Source organism: Candidatus Pelagibacter sp. PS_10_02 (assembly GCF_059418005.1).
In genome coordinates this window covers 102,750-118,502 of record NZ_CM182076.1, presented here as the reverse complement: position 1 = coordinate 118,502, position 15,753 = coordinate 102,750, and the positions used below count along the sequence as shown (strand labels likewise).

Genomic DNA, 15,753 nt, shown 5'->3' with positions numbered 1-15,753 from the left:
TCTTAATTGTTATGTCCACAAGTCATCTATTATGAATTCAATAAATAAAAAAGAAATAGAAAAATTTTCAAGAATTGCAGAAGAATGGTGGAATCCTGATGGAAAATTTAAACCTTTGCACAATTTTAATCCTATAAGAATTAGATATATAAAAGAAAATATTATTAAAGATTTCAAAATTAAAGACTTAGATAAACCTTTAAAAAATATTAAACTGTTAGACATTGGTTGTGGGGGTGGCTTGTTATCTGAGCCAATGCGAAGATTGGGTGCGGATGTAACTGCGATAGATGCTTCGAAACAAAATATAGAAGTCGCTAAATTTCATGCAAAAAAAAATAAACTTAAAATTGATTATAGAGTTAGTTCGCCTGAAAAATTAAAAACTACAAATAAATTTGATGTAATTTTAAATATGGAAATAGTTGAACATGTTAATGATATAGATTTTTTTATTAAAGAGAGTTCTAAATTATTAAAAAAAAACGGTATAATGTTTGTTGCTACATTAAATAAAACATTAAAATCATATATTTTTGCAATTATTGGTGCTGAATATGTTTTAAAATGGCTTCCAATAGGGACACATGATTGGGAAAAATTTGTAAAGCCTGAGGATTTAACAGAGATTTCAAAAAGAAATAAACTATTGTTAAAAAAATTAGATGGTATGCAATTTAATATATTAAATAGTAGCTGGAAGGTCAGTGATGATACTTCAGTTAATTATATTACAAAATTTATTAAAACTTAATTAGTATTTTCTTTTATCCAGGGAATTACCTCGGCCTCTATTCCCTCTTCTCTCAATTCTTTTATATCTTCCTTTGTAGCAGTGCCATAAATTCCTTTAGAAAATTTTTTATCTTTATAGTGGATAGATCTAGCCTCATAAGCAAAGTTTTTACCAACATATTGAAAATTTTTTTTTATAAAATCTTGATATTTATTTATTGTTTTTTTGATATCTTTATATTTTTGGCTTGATGTATCAATACCAATATCTTTTTTGGACATTAGTACATTCGGTGACATCAAAGTCTTTTCAACATTTAGTGAGTTGCAAATATGACAATTGAGAAATTTTTTCTTTTTGATTTTTTCATACTCTTTAGAGGTTGAAAACCAACTATCAAAAGTTATTTCACAATCTTTACATATAAGCTTATATTTGATCATGCTATATAGATAATAACATAACTATTTAATTCAATATTAAATTAACTTCTATAATCGGCATTAATTTCTATATATTTTTTTGTTAAATCCATAGTGTAAGCTGTGAAATATTTTGATCCTGAATTTAGGCTTATCAAGATTTCTATTGATGAGCTCTTCATGTATGTTGCAACTTGACTTTCATTATAATTACTAAAAATTTTTCCATTTTCTACAACTTTTATATCACCAAAATTAATTGATAATTTATTTGTATCAAAATTTATTCCTGATTTGCCAATTGCCATTATTATTCTTCCCCAGTTTGGGTCTTCTCCAGCAATGGCTGTTTTGACTAAATTAGAATTTGCAATGGAAAAAGCTACAGATTTTGCATCACTCTGAGTTTTTGATTTTAAAACACTTATTGATATAAATTTAGTAGCACCCTCTCCATCTGCAACTATTCTTTTGGATAAATTTAATAATACTGAGTGTAAAGCTTTATCAAAATTATAAAGTTTTTTATCTGTAATATTCTTAATTATTGGATTTTTTACTTTACCAGTTGAAAATATTGAAACCATATCATTTGTGCTGGTATCACCATCACATGTAATTGCATTAAATGTTGTGTCAATATTTTTTTTTAACAATTTGCTTAAGACATCATTTGAAAGATCTGCATCTGTAAAAATATAGCCTAGTGTTGTAGCCATATTTGGAAAAATCATTCCTGAACCTTTTGCAATTCCATATATCTTTATTTTTTTATCACCAATTTTACACTCTTCCATTGCAAGCTTTGGTTTTAAATCTGTTGTCATTATTCCTAAAGCTGCTTTTATCCAAATTGATTTATTCTGAGTGTATCTAATTTTTTTTATTAATTCTGAAATATTGCTTTTTATTTTTTTTGTAGGATATTTTTCACCTATTGTACCAGTACAACCAAAAAGTATCTCATTTGCCAATACTTTTTTGGGGAAATCTTCGTCTTCATTTTGTTTTTTTGAGAGCTGTATTGAAAGTTCTTCTGCTATTTCTTTTAGAGCCTTATAGCCTTCAGATCCTGTGAATGCATTGGCATTTCTAGTGTTTACCAAAAGTGATTTTATTTTTTTACATTTTATATTTAAGTTCCATTTTATGTTTTCTGATATTATTTTAGATTGTGTGAAAACAGATGCATAATTTGCTCCATCTCTAAAATAAAACATAACCAGATCATCTCTTGGTTTGTTGTATAAATTTGCAGAAATTGTTGAAATTGAAACTCCATCTATATGGTCTAAATCTTGAAAGTCTTGCATTTTTGACCTTGAAGCTAATGAGTTTACAAAGTTTTTTAAATTTAATGGCATATATTTAAAATATTTATTTAATACTTATATTAAAAGCTGTAATTAATTATATATCAAAAAATAAGATGCTTAATCCTTTAAATTTTATCTCAAAATTCATTAAATCAAGCAATCAAAAAGAGCTTGATAGAGTTGCAAAGATTGTTGAAAAAGTTAATTCTTTTGAAGACAATATTAAAGATATTCCTGATGAAGATTTTCCTAAAAAAACAATAGAACTTAAAAAACGATTAAGTAATGGAGAAGATATAAATGGTCTTTTACCTGAAGCTTTTGCACTTGTACGTGAGGCATCTAAAAGGATGAGAAATGAAAGACATTATGATGTTCAAATAATAGGGGGTATTATTCTTCATGAAGGCAAGATAGCTGAGATGAGAACTGGAGAGGGAAAAACATTAACTATAAGTTTGGCAGCTTATCTAAATGCTCTACACGGTAAAGGTGTACACATTGTTACTGTAAATGATTATTTGGCAAAAAGAGATTCGCAAGAAATGGGGGAAATCTATCATTTTCTTGGGCTAACATCTGGATACATTAATAATGACCAAGATGAATATGAAAGAAAAAAGAATTATAGTTTTGACATAACCTATGCAACTAATAGTGAGCTTGGCTTTGATTACTTGAGAGATAATATGAAATTCTCCAAGGACCAAATGGTTCAAAGAGGACATGTATATACAATTGTTGATGAAATTGACTCTTGTTTAATCGATGAAGCTAGAACACCACTTGTAATCTCTGGTGCTGCAGAAGATAAAACTGAACAATATCTTGCTATTGATAAATTAGTTAAAAAACTTACTCCTAAAAATTATGAGATAGATGAAAAAGACAAAAATATACTATTAACAAATGAAGGAATTAATAATATTGAAAAAATACTTTCGAATGCTGGAATATTAAAAAATAATAATTTCTATGATCCTGAAAACTTAAGTCTCGTACATCATGTGAATCAATCTTTGAGAGCTAATCATTTATTTGAAAAAGGAAGAGATTATATTGTAAGAGATGGCTCTTTAAAAATCATTGATGAGTTGACAGGTAGAATATTAGAAGGCAGAAGATATGGTGATGGACTTCATCAAGCACTTGAAGCAAAAGAAAGAATAGATGTACAGGCTGAAAATCAAACCCTTGCATCAATAACTTATCAAAACTATTTTAAGCTTTATGAAAAAATTTCTGGATGTACAGGAACAGCTGTAACAGAATCTCAAGAATTTTTTGAAATATATAATTTAATAGTAGTTGTTATCCCTACTAATAAAGAAATGATCAGAAAAGACTGGAATGATCAAATTTTTCGAACTGAATTAGAAAAAAATAAAGCAATTATAAATAAAGTTTTAGAATGTCATGAAAAAGGTCAGCCAATTTTAGTTTTCACTTCAAGCATCAACAAGTCTGAAATCTATTCTAAACTATTAGATGAAAAAAAAATTAAGCATGTAGTATTAAATGCAAAAAATCATGAAAATGAAGCTGAAATCATCGCAAATGCTGGAAAAATGAACTCAGTTATAATTACAACAAGTATTTCAGGAAGAGGTGTTGATATTCAGTTGGGTGGTAAGAAAGGTGGTCAGCCTGATGAAGAATTACTGCAAAATAAAAATAAAATTAAATCACTTGGTGGACTATTTGTAATTGGTACTGAAAGAATGGAATCAAGAAGAGTCGATAACCAAGCAAGAGGAAGAGCTGGGAGACAGGGTGATGAAGGTAGCTCAATATTTTATGTTAGTTTAGAAGATGATCTTATGCGAATTTTTGGTTCTGAGTCTATGAATAATATTCTTCAAAAACTGGGACTAAAAGATGGTGAAAGTATCGATCATCCCTGGATAAATAAAGCTCTTGAGCGTGCACAACAAAAAGTTGAAGCAAGAAACTTTGATATAAGAAAAAACTTATTAAAATTTGATGATGTTTTGAATGATCAAAGACACGTTATTTTTTCTCAAAGGAACAATGTGATGAATAATGAAAAAGTTTTTGATTATTCTGATGAATTTTTATTAGAGATTATAAATCATCTTATTACTTTAAAATCTCAAAAAATATCAAAAACTAAAAATAATGAATTCAACAATCAACTAAAAACTCTAGTTGGAAAAAGTGTAAATGATAATGAATTTGAAAATCTTGTAAATTTAAATGATAAAGAATTTAAGGAAAAGATAGACTCTAAATTTATCGAAGCCAGAAATGAGAGAGTTAATATGCTTAATGAAGAGAAGGCTAAAGAAATTGAAAAAAGAATTTTACTTCAGTGCATTGATTTAAATTGGAAATCTCATATCCAATATCTTGAACAATTAAGACAAGTTATTGGCCTAAGGTCTTATGGTCAAAAAGATCCCCTGGTTGAATATAAAAAAGAGGCTTTTTATCTTTTTGAAAATTTACTTAATAAATTAAAAATTGATTTTGTTACAATTTTAATAAATCTAAAAATAGTTCAAGAGCCAAGTGAAAATACAACTAAACCTATTAAGAAGCAAATTTCGAATAACCCCAAATGTTTATTAATACAAAAAAAAGATCAAAAACTATCAAGAAACGAAAAGTGTGAAGCCACTGGTAAAAAATTTAAAAATTGCTGTGGCGCTTTATAGAAAAAAAACCAGATAAGAAAACAAAACAATTGCAGCAACAAATATTGATAAAAAAATCTTAAAGTTAAAAAATTTTTCAATAAAGCTATTAAGCTTATTTTTTTTCATATTTAGCGCACTTAGATTATCTGGTTGACTTACAAAGCCCTTTGTTCTTCCAATGCTTAAAAATTTATTTTTTCTATGGCTAAAAATTTCTTCTCCACTCATATTCTCAAATTCATTCAAATTATTTGTGATTGATCTTCTAACATTATCCAAAATTAAATCTCTATCTCGGTGTGCACCACCAATTGGTTCTGCAACGATCTCATCAATCACCTTTAGTTCAAGGAGATCTTTTGATGATAATTTCATTGCTTTTGCAGCCTCTAAGGTTCTCTTTGGATCTCTCCATAAAATGGTTGCACATCCTTCTGGAGATATAACTGAATAGATTGCATTTTCTAACATAATAACTTTATTAGATGAGGCTAGTGCTATTGCTCCTCCTGAACCACCTTCACCAATAACAACAGCTAAAGTTGGAACATTTAATGACATGCAACATTCAATTGATTTTGCGATTGCCTCTGCCTGCCCTCTTTCCTCGGCTCCAACACCAGGATAAGCCCCAGGGGTATCAACAAATGAAATTATTGGGATATTAAATTTGTTTGCCAGATTCATTAATCTAATTGTTTTTCTATAACCCTCAGGTCTCATCATTCCAAAGTTTCTTTCCATCCTAGTTTCAAGAGTGTCACCTTTCTCTTGTCCAATAACCAAAACTGATTTTTCGTTAAACTTTGCAAACCCAGCTATTACTGATTTATCTTCCCCATAAAACCTGTCTCCAGACAATGAAATAAAATCTTCAAATAAATTATCTATAAAAAATTTTGCTTTAGGTCTATCTTCATGTCTTGCAACTAAAGTTGTTTGCCAAGGATCTAGATTTGAATAAATCTCTTTTAACTTTTCATCTATTTCTTTTTGTGATTGTAAGATTTTTTTTGTGTCTACTTCTGATAGCCCATCTTGATTATATGGATCCTTTAGTTTTTCTAATTCATTTTCAAGATTTTTTATATCTGTTTCAAAGTTTAAATAATTTTTCATAAACAACTTTTAATATTTAATTAACAAAAAAGGCAATAAAATGTTTTAAATAATTTATATTTGACATAATCTTGTTTAAAGGTACTCTTAAACAAATCGGGAGAGACTAATAAAAATAGCGCCGAAGGAGCAACCACCCCGGAAACTCTCAGGCAAAAGGACCGATAAAAACATAACACTCTGGAAAGAGATTAAATCTCGCCGATGGAGCAAAACTCTCAGGCAAAAATACAGATGGGGTAATTATTAAGGGTGCTATGAAAGAACAATATACAAAAATACACAATCTATCTGTTTCTAATCAATTACTTAACTTCATTGATGAAGAATTGCTTAAAGATACAAATATTTCTTCTGAAAAATTCTGGGAAGGCTTCGACAAAGCAGTTCATGAGCTAGCCCCAAAAAATAAAGAACTATTAAAAATAAGAGAGGATTTACAAAAAAAAATAGACAATTGGCATATTGCTAATAAAGGCAATGAAATAAATTTAGAGGAATATAAAAAATTTTTAAAGGAAATTGATTATCTAAAAGAAGTAGGTCCGGATTTTAAAATTCAAACAAATAACGTTGATGAAGAAATAACTAGCATTGCCGGACCACAATTAGTGGTTCCAATCATGAATGAAAGATATGCATTGAATGCTGCTAACGCTAGATGGATGAGTTTATATGATAGTTTGTATGGCACAGACATAATTGAACAATCTGAAGATAGTGCCCATCAAAGATATGATCCTTTAAGAGGGGAAATGGTTATAAAATATGGAAGAGACTTTTTAAAAAAATATTTTCCTTTAGAAGATTTTGAATGGCATAATATTACAGGGTTTAAAATTGATAATGGTTCTTTAACAATATTAAAAGATAATGCTGAAACATCTTTAAAATTTAAAGATAAATTTATTGGTCATAGAGGAGAGGCCAATAATCCTTCAGCAATAATATTAAAAAATAATAATCTTCATATAGAAATAATTATAGATCCAAATGCTTTTAGTTCTAAACAAGATCCTGCTAAAATTAGCGATATTATTGTTGAAGCTGCAGTTTCAACTATTTGTGATAATGAAGATAGCGTTGCTGCGGTTGATGCTGATGACAAGGTTATTTGTTATCGTAATTGGCTTGGACTTATGAAGGGTGATTTAAAATCAACTTTCGAAAAAAATGGAAAGACATATGAACGTAAATTAAATCCTGACAGAAGTTATATTTCTAAAGATGGAAAAGGATTAAAACTACATGGAAGGAGTTTGTTATTGATAAGAAATGTTGGACACCTTATGACTAACTCAGCAATCACTTTAAAAGATGGTTCTGAAATACCAGAAGGTATTATGGATGCCTTTATAACTTCAGCAGCTTGCCTTCACGATATCGAAAAAAAAAGTAATTCTAGAAAAGGTTCCATTTATATTGTTAAACCAAAAATGCATGGTCCTGATGAAACTGCATTTACAGATTTAATTTTTACTAAAGTTGAAGAAGTTTTAGGATTGGAAAAATACACATGTAAAATTGGAATAATGGATGAGGAAAGAAGAACATCGTCCAATCTTAAAGAGTGCATCAGAACTCTGAAAAATAGAGTATTTTTTATCAATACAGGTTTTTTAGATAGAACTGGCGATGAAATGCATACATCAATGGAAGCAGGTCCAATGATAAAAAAAGGAGATATGAAGTCTTCGAAATGGATTAATGCATACGAAAATAACAATGTGGATGTAGGACTTGCATGTGGTTTTTCAGGTGTAGCACAAATTGGTAAAGGTATGTGGGCCATGCCAGACAAGATGAAAGATATGATGGAGCAAAAAACTGGTCATCTTAAAGCCGGAGCTAATTGTGCCTGGGTACCTTCTCCTACAGCAGCAGCTCTTCATGCTCTTCATTATCACGAAATAAATATTTTTGATCAACAAAAAGAATTGCAGAAAAGACAGGCTGCAAAGTTAGATGATCTTTTAACGATTCCAGTAGCCGATAGACCAAACTGGTCTGTTGATGAAATAAATTCTGAAATTGCAAACTCTGCACAAACTCTATTGGGATATGTTGTGAGATGGATTGATCATGGCGTTGGTTGTTCAAAGGTACCTGATATTAATAATATTGGATTAATGGAAGATCGAGCTACTTTAAGAATTTCATCTCAACACATTGCTAATTGGGTTCATCATGGTGTTTGTTCTAAGGAACAAGTAATAAAAATTATGAAAAACATGGCAAAGATTGTAGATGATCAAAATAAGAATGATGGCGCCTATACTCGATCTGGAAGAGGTAGCTATGAAATGATGTCTGATAATTTTGATCAATCGGTTGCGTTTAAAACTGCTTGTGATTTAATTTTTAATGGAAAAGAACAGCCTTCTGGATATACAGAGCCTTTACTACATCTAAACAGATTGTTAAAAAAGTCTAGTCAGAATTAGTTTAAATTCCTGATCTATTTTTAAAGGCAGAATATAAAGTTCCATCATCCAGACTTTCTATCTCACCCCCAACTGGCAGACCTTGTGCTAGTTTTGTTATTTTTGTTTTTGTTTGCTTAAGACTATCTTGAATATAATAAGCTGTTGTTTGACCCTCGACAGTTGCACTTGTAGCTAATATAACTTCCTCTATATTTTCTCTAATAACTCTCTCCACCAATGAATTAATTAAAAGGTCTTCTTTTCTTTGACCAGCAGATGAAATTGTTCCACCAAGAATGTGGAAATATCCTTTAAAAATATTTGAATTTTCTATTGACCATTGGTCAGCTATGTCTTCAACAACACATATTTTATTATATTTCTCTTTTGTATTTTCACAATTATTACAGCCGTCTGAGTTTGATTTTAATGTTCCACAAGATTGACATCTAATTACATTTTTATAAACCTGGGCCAATGTGTTGGCCATTGGTTTAACCAACTCATCTCTATTGTTAATAAGTTTTAGCACAATTCTTTTTGCAGATTTAGGACCTAAGCCTGGAAGCTTAGCAATTAATTTAATTAATTCATCTATTTCACTAATATTTTGCATTGAATTAAAGTGGCCATTTAAAACCAGGGATGTCAAATCCACTTGTGGATTTTGAAAGTTCCTCAGATGTTTTAGACTTTAGTTCTGATTTTGCATTATTGTGAGCCGCTACGATTAAGTCTTCTATTATAACTTTATCCTCTTTCATAACTTCATCAGATAAATTTATTTTAATCATTTCGTTTTCACCATTTAGTATAACTTTTACAGAGTTGGAACCTGAAATTCCCTCGGCTTGAATATTTTTAATTTTTTCCTGGCTCTCTTTCATTTTGGCTTCTAATTCCTTAGCTTTATTTAAAATTTTTGTAAAATCAGTCATTTTTTTTGTTATCTCTTTGCTTAATATCAATTAGCTCAGCATCAGAAAATTTTTGTAAAATATCCCTATAAATTGAAGATTTTTTTACAGAGTCAATTAACTCTTTTTTTAAATTTACTTCCTCTTCTTTTTTAGATGGCTGACCCTTTGTTTTACTTAATGTTATTATCCACCTTTCGTTTGTCCACTCATAAAGTTTTAAAGACAAGTCTTTGATAAAATCTTTATCAAGATCTTCATTAAAAGAAATTTCTATTCTTTTGTTTTCAAAACTTACAAGGTTAACATTCTTTTCTAATTCATATTTTAATTTAATTTCTTTTTTAGATGAACATAATTCCAATAGATCATCAAATGAATTTAAAAGTTTTGTCTGTAGTTTAGTTTCTTTCCCCTCATCTTTTATTTTTATATCTTTTTCTTGAACAATATTTTTCATTTGACCTATTGTTTCTGCTTTGTCTTTTATCCCAAACAAATCATCATCATCTTTTGTTTGTAAAGAAGAGGCATAATTAACTTTTTCAGTTTTTTGAGATGATTCTTCGTCATCAATGTATAATACTTGCTTATTCATTTCTTTTAAATGTGTCAGTCTAATTAAAAACATTTCCATAGATAAATGTTGATTAGAAACAATATCTAGCTCTTCCAAAGTCTTAATTGTAAATTGCCAAAATAATATTAAAGTTTCATTATTAACTTTTCCTGAGATTTCTTGAATCTTTTTAAATTCTTCGTCATTTAAAGAAAAATTTGTTCCATCAATATCTAATGAATTAATATTTTTAAAATAATAAAGTAATTCTAGGAAATCATTTATAAATATTTTAGGCTCAACTCCCTGATTGTATATTTCCCTGTAAGTGTTTAAAACTTCTTTTTCTTTGCCCTCAAATATAAGTTCAAACAAAGTAATTAGTTGTGATTTATCGAAATAACCAAATATTTTTTGAGCAGCACTTAAATCTAATTCTCTATTTTCATCTAATGTCAGTAATGCTCTATCAAGTAATGATAAGGCATCTCTAACTGACCCTTCAGAAATTTTAACAATCAATTTAAGTGCATCATCTGATGCATTGCCATTTTCTTTATTTTTAATTTCTTTAATAAAATTAAATAATTCAAATGATTTAATTCTAGATAAGTCAAATCTTTGACATCGTGATACTACTGTAATTGGAATTTTTTTTATTTCAGTTGTTGCAAAAATAAATTTTAAATATTCTGGCGGCTCCTCTAATGTTTTTAACAAAGCATTAAATGCTTGTTTGCTGAGCATGTGAACTTCATCTATTATGAATATTTTATATTTAGCTGTAGTTGGACCATACCTTGAGAATTCAATAAGGTCCCTTACATCATCAACTCCTGTCTTACTTGCTGCATCCATTTCTAAAACATCAATATGATTTGAATTTGAAATTGCAGTACAATTTTCGCAAAAATTTTCTTTGCATAGGTTATCAGTGCCATTTGAACAATTTAAAGACTTTGCAACTATTCTTGCTGTGGTAGTTTTTCCAATTCCTCTAATTCCTGTGAAAAGGTAAGCATTTGGAACTTTATTAGCCTTAATTGAATTTGATATAGTTTCTGCCACCACATCTTGACCTATAAGGTCATCAAATATCTGGGGTCTATATTTTAAAGCTAAAACTTTTGTATTTTTATTCATTTTTTTAAGGAGACTAGAACCTGAAAAACTGTCTCTACGACTGCTTCCGTTAAGATCTGGTCGGGTTCAAGCAGCATTCACCTCTAGCCTCCAAAACTATTATAGCAGTAATGTTTTCTAATCTACAAGAAAAGTTTCTAGGTTATTTTTCTCTAAATTTATCAGCCTCAAAAACACCTAGCACGTGAAAGTCTTGACAATGAAGTCCCAATTCCTCCAAAGATTTTTGAACTTTTGTATCTTCTATGTGGCCATCTAAATCACATAGAAAAAAATAAGATTCGAATGAATTCTGCTCTGGATAACTTTGAAGCTTTGTAAGATTAACACCATTAATAGCAAAACCTCCCAACGACTGATAGAGGGCAGCAGGTTTGCTTTTAAGTTTAAATAAAAAAGAGGTTATGTATTTTTTATTTTCAAAATTAGGCTGTGAAACTTCCTTTCCCATAATTAAGAACCGAGTTGCATTTCCACTATCATTTTCAATATTGGGAGCAAGTATTTTTAAATTATAAATTTCTGCACTCAATGATGATGCTATTGCTGCTTCGCTTTTAATTTTATTCTTTGAAATATTTTCAGCAGATCCCGCTGTGTCAGCTCGAACATGCTCAACAAAGTTATTCTTTTTTATAAATTTTGAACATTGAGATAACGCCTGAGCATGAGAAAACACATCTTTAATATCACTTAGCTTACTATCAGGCTGTCCTAATAAATTATGTTCAATCTTTTGAAAATATTCGGCGTAAATATTTAGTCTGTATTTAAAAATTAAGTACTCTATTCCAATATTTCCTGTAATGCGATTTGACTCTGGTATTACTATTCTAGAATTTGTCTCTGATGAGGCTTTTAAAAAACATTCATCAAATGTTTTACATGGAATAATTTTTGAATTTGGATCTACTTCTAAAGCTGCCAAATGTGAGTAAGCTCCAAAAGTTCCCTGAAAATATATTTTTCTCATTCTATTATGATTTATATTCCATAATTTTTTTTATAGCCAGATAATCCTCTTCTGAATCGACTCCTATAGGAGAATATTTTGCTAAAGCTACATTAATTTTTATATTATTATCAAGCGCTCTTAATTGTTCTAATCTATTTTTTTTTTCATTTATAGTTTGATCTAAATCTATAAATTTTTCTAATATATTTGTCTTATATGAATATATTCCAATATGATGATAAACATTTAAATTACTTGAAGGCATACTTTTTCTACTAAAGTTTATTGCTAATGGAAAATTATTATTTACTATCTCTTTTTCTGTAAAAACTTTAACAACATTTTCATTTTCGAGCATAGCATCGTCTTTTAATTTTGCAGCCAATGTTCCAATTGCTGAATTATTGTTAATCATAAAATTATTTAAATTTATGATATCATTTTTATCAATATCAGGTTCATCCCCCTGAAGATTCAATATGTAATCAATATTTTTTAGATTAAGTTTTTTATAAGCTTCAAAAATTCTATCTGTACCAGTTTTATGATGACTACCAGTTAAAATTGCCTTTCCACCATTTTTAGTTACATCCTCTAATATTTCCTGATCTTCTGTTGCAACTACCACATCACCAATATTGGCCTCCACAGCTCTTTTAAAAACATGAGAAATAATTGATAAATTATTAATTTTTAAAAGAGGCTTTCCAGGTAATCTGGATGCTGACATTCTTGAAGGAATTAAAATTAATGTTTTAACCATTATAAAACCTGTAACTTGTGCGTCTGTTAGACGCAAAATTAAAAATTAAAATTTGAGTTTTTTTTTTATTATCATGTTATATCTGCAAAATTAATTAAATATATATGGATTCGTTTGAGTTAAATAAAATAATTGCTTCAATTCTATTGGTTGCTCTTTTGGTCATTGGCTTAGGTAAACTTGCCGATGGTGTTTTTCATGTAAAACAACCAAAAAATCCAGGGTATCAAGTCGAGATTGAAAACCAGTCTACTTCTTTAGTAACACAAGTTTCTGAAGTGGAAGAAAAGATTGATATAGTTGCTATCATGGCACTAGGAGACGTGGCAGCTGGAGAAAAAATATTCAAAAAATGTGCAGCTTGTCATTCTATTGAAAAAGGTGGAGCTAACAAAATTGGACCTGCACTTTATGGTGTAGTTGGAAGTAAAGTTGGTCATGTATCAGATTATAAATATTCTAAAGCGTTAGCGACGTATGGAAAACAATGGTCATTTGAAGAACTAAATGGTTTTTTAACAAAACCAGCCTCTTACCTTAAGGGAACAAAAATGTCCTATGCTGGTTTAAGAAAAGAAACAGATAGAGCTTCTGTTATCAAATACCTAAATCAAAATAGTGATAACCCAATACCTTTACCTTAATTTTTCAAAACAATACAAAAGAATACTTTTTTGAACATGAACTCTATTGAGTGCTTGTAACCAAACCTCTGAATTTTTCCCTAAAAAAACTTCATCGGTAACTTCTTTACCTCTAGGAAGACAATGTAAAAAAGTTGCATCTTTTTTTGCAAAACTAATTAATTTAGAATTAATCTTAAAATTATTAAAAGCTCTAATCTTATTCATTTTATTTACATTGTCATTTAGTGAGATAACCTTATCTGAAAAAATCACATCTGCATTTTTAACAGCTTTTTTAGCGTCATTAAAAATGAAAATTTTACCTTTGTTATTTTTTGCCCAATCAATTACAAATTTTTTAGGTTCATAATTTTTCGGACAAGCAATGTTTAGTTTAAATGAAAACTTAGCTGATGCTGCTATTAAACTATTTAAAACATTGTTTGAATCTCCAACCCAACAAATATTTAATTTTGAGATTGATTTTTTCTTTATCTCTTCGACTGTAAAAATGTCTGAAAGAACTTGAGTTGGATGAGATGAAGGACTCAAACCATTAATAACGGGCATTGTTAAATATTTACTAAATTCTTCAATTTTTTTATCACTATCAGTTCTCAACATAAAACCATCTCCATAGGTTGATAAAATTTTTGCAGTATCTGCTAAACTTTCACCACCTTTTCCAAGATGCAACTCATTTGCTCTAAGAGTTATGGTTCCTCCACCTAATTGTTTTATTGCTAGATAAAAACTTAATCTTGTTCTTAAACTTGCTTTTTCAAACATTTGAATGAGTAATTTACCCTTTAGAGGTTGGTCTTTATCCACATCTAAAGTGTTAAATTTTTTTCTTTTTAATTTTCTTTTTTTGGCATCAGTAATAATTTTTCTTAGATCTGCTGCTGGAATGTCTTTAAGAGTAATAAAATGTTTCATTATTATTTATAAGTTGAACAAACTTTTTTAATAATATTTATAGCTAAATCTATTTCTTGTTTCTTAACATTGAGTGGTGGTAATATTCTCACTACATTTTCCCCAGCCCGGATTGTTAAAAGCTTATTATCCATTAACTTTTGAATAAATTTTGTCTGATCCCCATACAATTGTAATCCAATAAGTAAACCAACTCCTCTTACCTCTTTAATGATATTAGGGAACTTTTTTTTAATTTCATTTAACTCTTTATTAAAATATTTTGATAATTTTTTAACATTATTAAGGAATCCTTTTTTAAATATTTGATCTAATACCGCATTCCCAACAGACATTGCCAGTGGATTTCCTCCAAAAGTAGATCCATGAGTGCCCGCTGTCATACCTGATGCAACTTTTTTATTCATCAAAAGTGCACCGAGCGGGAATCCCCCTCCTATGCCTTTGGCTATTGGTACTATATCTGGTTTAATTTTTGAGTCTTCAAAAGCAAAAAAATTTCCAGATCTTCCTATGCCACACTGAACCTCGTCTAAAATTAATAAAATTTTTTTCTTATTACAAATTTTTCTCAACTCTTTTAGGCACCAATCTGGTATTGCTTTGATACCTCCTTCACCCATAACAGTTTCAACCATTATAGCTGCTGTTTTTTTTGTAATAGAGTTCATTAAATTTTTGTGATTTCCAAATTCAAAATGATCAAATCCTTCAACTTTAGGTCCAAACCCTTCAGTCATTTTTTTTGATCCACTAGCATAAATTGCTGCTAATGTTCTGCCATGAAATGAATTTTTAATACAAAGAATTCTGTTTTTTGAAGGTTGCCCTATTGAGTAAAAATACCTTCTGGCGGCCTTGATTGCTGCTTCTGTTGCTTCAGCTCCACTGTTTTGAAAAATAACAAAATCAGCAAAAGTTTTTTTTGTTAATCTTTCAGCTAATCTTTCTCCCTCAGGAATTATAAATGCGTTTGATATATGCCATAATTTTTTTGATTGGTTATTTATTGCCTTTATTAAATATGGATTAGCATGTCCTAAAGAATTAACTGCAATGCCTTGAACAAAATCTAAGTATTTTTTTCCATTAGTTGAATATAAAAAACTACCTTTTCCATATTTAAATGAAATAGGTCTTCTGTTATAGTTTTTTGCTAAAGCGCTCATTTA

General features: G+C 29.2%; 14 protein-coding genes and 1 riboswitch. Of the genes, 4 read left to right on the top strand and 10 right to left on the bottom strand.

Features of this window, described 5'->3' with window-relative positions:
* The first annotated feature begins 31 nt into the window (after positions 1 to 31).
* On the top strand, positions 32 to 754 hold the full coding sequence (gene ubiG / locus AC5SL1_RS00625) for a bifunctional 2-polyprenyl-6-hydroxyphenol methylase/3-demethylubiquinol 3-O-methyltransferase UbiG (RefSeq protein ID WP_494599811.1): 723 nt from the start codon (positions 32 to 34) through the stop codon (positions 752 to 754).
* Here ubiG and AC5SL1_RS00620 read toward each other — a convergent pair.
* Together AC5SL1_RS00620 and argJ are read right to left on the bottom strand one after the other, a co-directional pair.
* Complete coding sequence (locus AC5SL1_RS00620) at positions 751 to 1,179, bottom strand: DUF1178 family protein (RefSeq protein WP_494599809.1); 429 nt, start codon at positions 1,177 to 1,179, stop codon at positions 751 to 753. The two genes, ubiG and AC5SL1_RS00620, sit on opposite strands and share 4 nt — an antisense overlap.
* A 41-nt stretch (positions 1,180 to 1,220) precedes the next feature.
* The gene (gene argJ / locus AC5SL1_RS00615; protein ID WP_494599807.1) at positions 1,221 to 2,522 is read right to left on the bottom strand and encodes a bifunctional glutamate N-acetyltransferase/amino-acid acetyltransferase ArgJ; all 1,302 of its coding nucleotides are present in this window, start codon (positions 2,520 to 2,522) and stop codon (positions 1,221 to 1,223) included.
* A 65-nt stretch (positions 2,523 to 2,587) separates the two neighbouring features.
* On the opposite strand from argJ, the gene secA reads away from it, so the two are divergent.
* A complete protein-coding gene (secA, locus tag AC5SL1_RS00610; protein WP_494599805.1) occupies positions 2,588 to 5,152 on the top strand; it encodes a preprotein translocase subunit SecA in 2,565 nt (854 codons plus the stop codon).
* Here secA and AC5SL1_RS00605 read toward each other — a convergent pair.
* Positions 5,147 to 6,253 carry an acetyl-CoA carboxylase carboxyltransferase subunit alpha gene (locus AC5SL1_RS00605; RefSeq protein ID WP_494599803.1) on the bottom strand — a complete coding sequence of 369 codons (1,107 nt, stop codon included), beginning with the start codon at positions 6,251 to 6,253 and terminating at the stop codon, positions 5,147 to 5,149. The two genes, secA and AC5SL1_RS00605, sit on opposite strands and share 6 nt — an antisense overlap.
* 87 nt (positions 6,254 to 6,340) lie before the next feature.
* A riboswitch (glycine riboswitch) is annotated at positions 6,341 to 6,427 on the top strand.
* 83 nt (positions 6,428 to 6,510) lie between these two features.
* Between AC5SL1_RS00605 and AC5SL1_RS00600 the strand changes: the two genes are divergently transcribed.
* A complete protein-coding gene (locus AC5SL1_RS00600; RefSeq protein WP_494599801.1) occupies positions 6,511 to 8,697 on the top strand; it encodes a malate synthase G in 2,187 nt (728 codons plus the stop codon).
* 1 nt (position 8,698) lies between these two features.
* Here the strand turns inward: AC5SL1_RS00600 and recR are convergent, their stop codons facing one another.
* From recR to kdsB, 5 genes are all read right to left on the bottom strand, one after another.
* Positions 8,699 to 9,295: a recombination mediator RecR gene (recR, locus tag AC5SL1_RS00595; protein ID WP_494580058.1), complete on the bottom strand. Its 597-nt coding sequence runs from the start codon at positions 9,293 to 9,295 to the stop codon at positions 8,699 to 8,701.
* A 4-nt stretch (positions 9,296 to 9,299) separates the two neighbouring features.
* Positions 9,300 to 9,617 (bottom strand): YbaB/EbfC family nucleoid-associated protein, encoded by a 318-nt coding sequence (locus tag AC5SL1_RS00590; RefSeq protein WP_494599799.1) that lies wholly within the window; start codon positions 9,615 to 9,617, stop codon positions 9,300 to 9,302.
* The gene (gene dnaX, locus AC5SL1_RS00585) at positions 9,610 to 11,298 is read right to left on the bottom strand and encodes a DNA polymerase III subunit gamma/tau (RefSeq protein ID WP_494599797.1); all 1,689 of its coding nucleotides are present in this window, start codon (positions 11,296 to 11,298) and stop codon (positions 9,610 to 9,612) included. Before dnaX ends, AC5SL1_RS00590 begins: the two co-directional genes overlap by 8 nt.
* A 142-nt stretch (positions 11,299 to 11,440) precedes the next feature.
* Positions 11,441 to 12,271: a prephenate dehydratase domain-containing protein gene (locus AC5SL1_RS00580; protein ID WP_494599795.1), complete on the bottom strand. Its 831-nt coding sequence runs from the start codon at positions 12,269 to 12,271 to the stop codon at positions 11,441 to 11,443.
* A 4-nt stretch (positions 12,272 to 12,275) separates the two neighbouring features.
* A complete protein-coding gene (kdsB, locus tag AC5SL1_RS00575) occupies positions 12,276 to 13,016 on the bottom strand; it encodes a 3-deoxy-manno-octulosonate cytidylyltransferase (protein WP_494599793.1) in 741 nt (246 codons plus the stop codon).
* A 104-nt stretch (positions 13,017 to 13,120) separates the two neighbouring features.
* Here kdsB and AC5SL1_RS00570 point away from each other — a divergent pair, with 104 nt between their 5' ends.
* Positions 13,121 to 13,660 carry a c-type cytochrome gene (locus AC5SL1_RS00570; RefSeq protein WP_494599791.1) on the top strand — a complete coding sequence of 180 codons (540 nt, stop codon included), beginning with the start codon at positions 13,121 to 13,123 and terminating at the stop codon, positions 13,658 to 13,660.
* Here AC5SL1_RS00570 and argF read toward each other — a convergent pair.
* Both argF and AC5SL1_RS00560 read right to left on the bottom strand, forming a co-directional pair.
* Positions 13,652 to 14,581, bottom strand: a complete 930-nt coding sequence (argF, locus tag AC5SL1_RS00565; RefSeq protein WP_494599789.1) for an ornithine carbamoyltransferase — start codon at positions 14,579 to 14,581, stop codon at positions 13,652 to 13,654. The genes AC5SL1_RS00570 and argF overlap by 9 nt on opposite strands.
* Before the next feature lie 2 nt (positions 14,582 to 14,583).
* A complete protein-coding gene (locus AC5SL1_RS00560; protein WP_494599787.1) occupies positions 14,584 to 15,750 on the bottom strand; it encodes an aspartate aminotransferase family protein in 1,167 nt (388 codons plus the stop codon).
* Positions 15,751 to 15,753 lie beyond the last annotated feature (3 nt).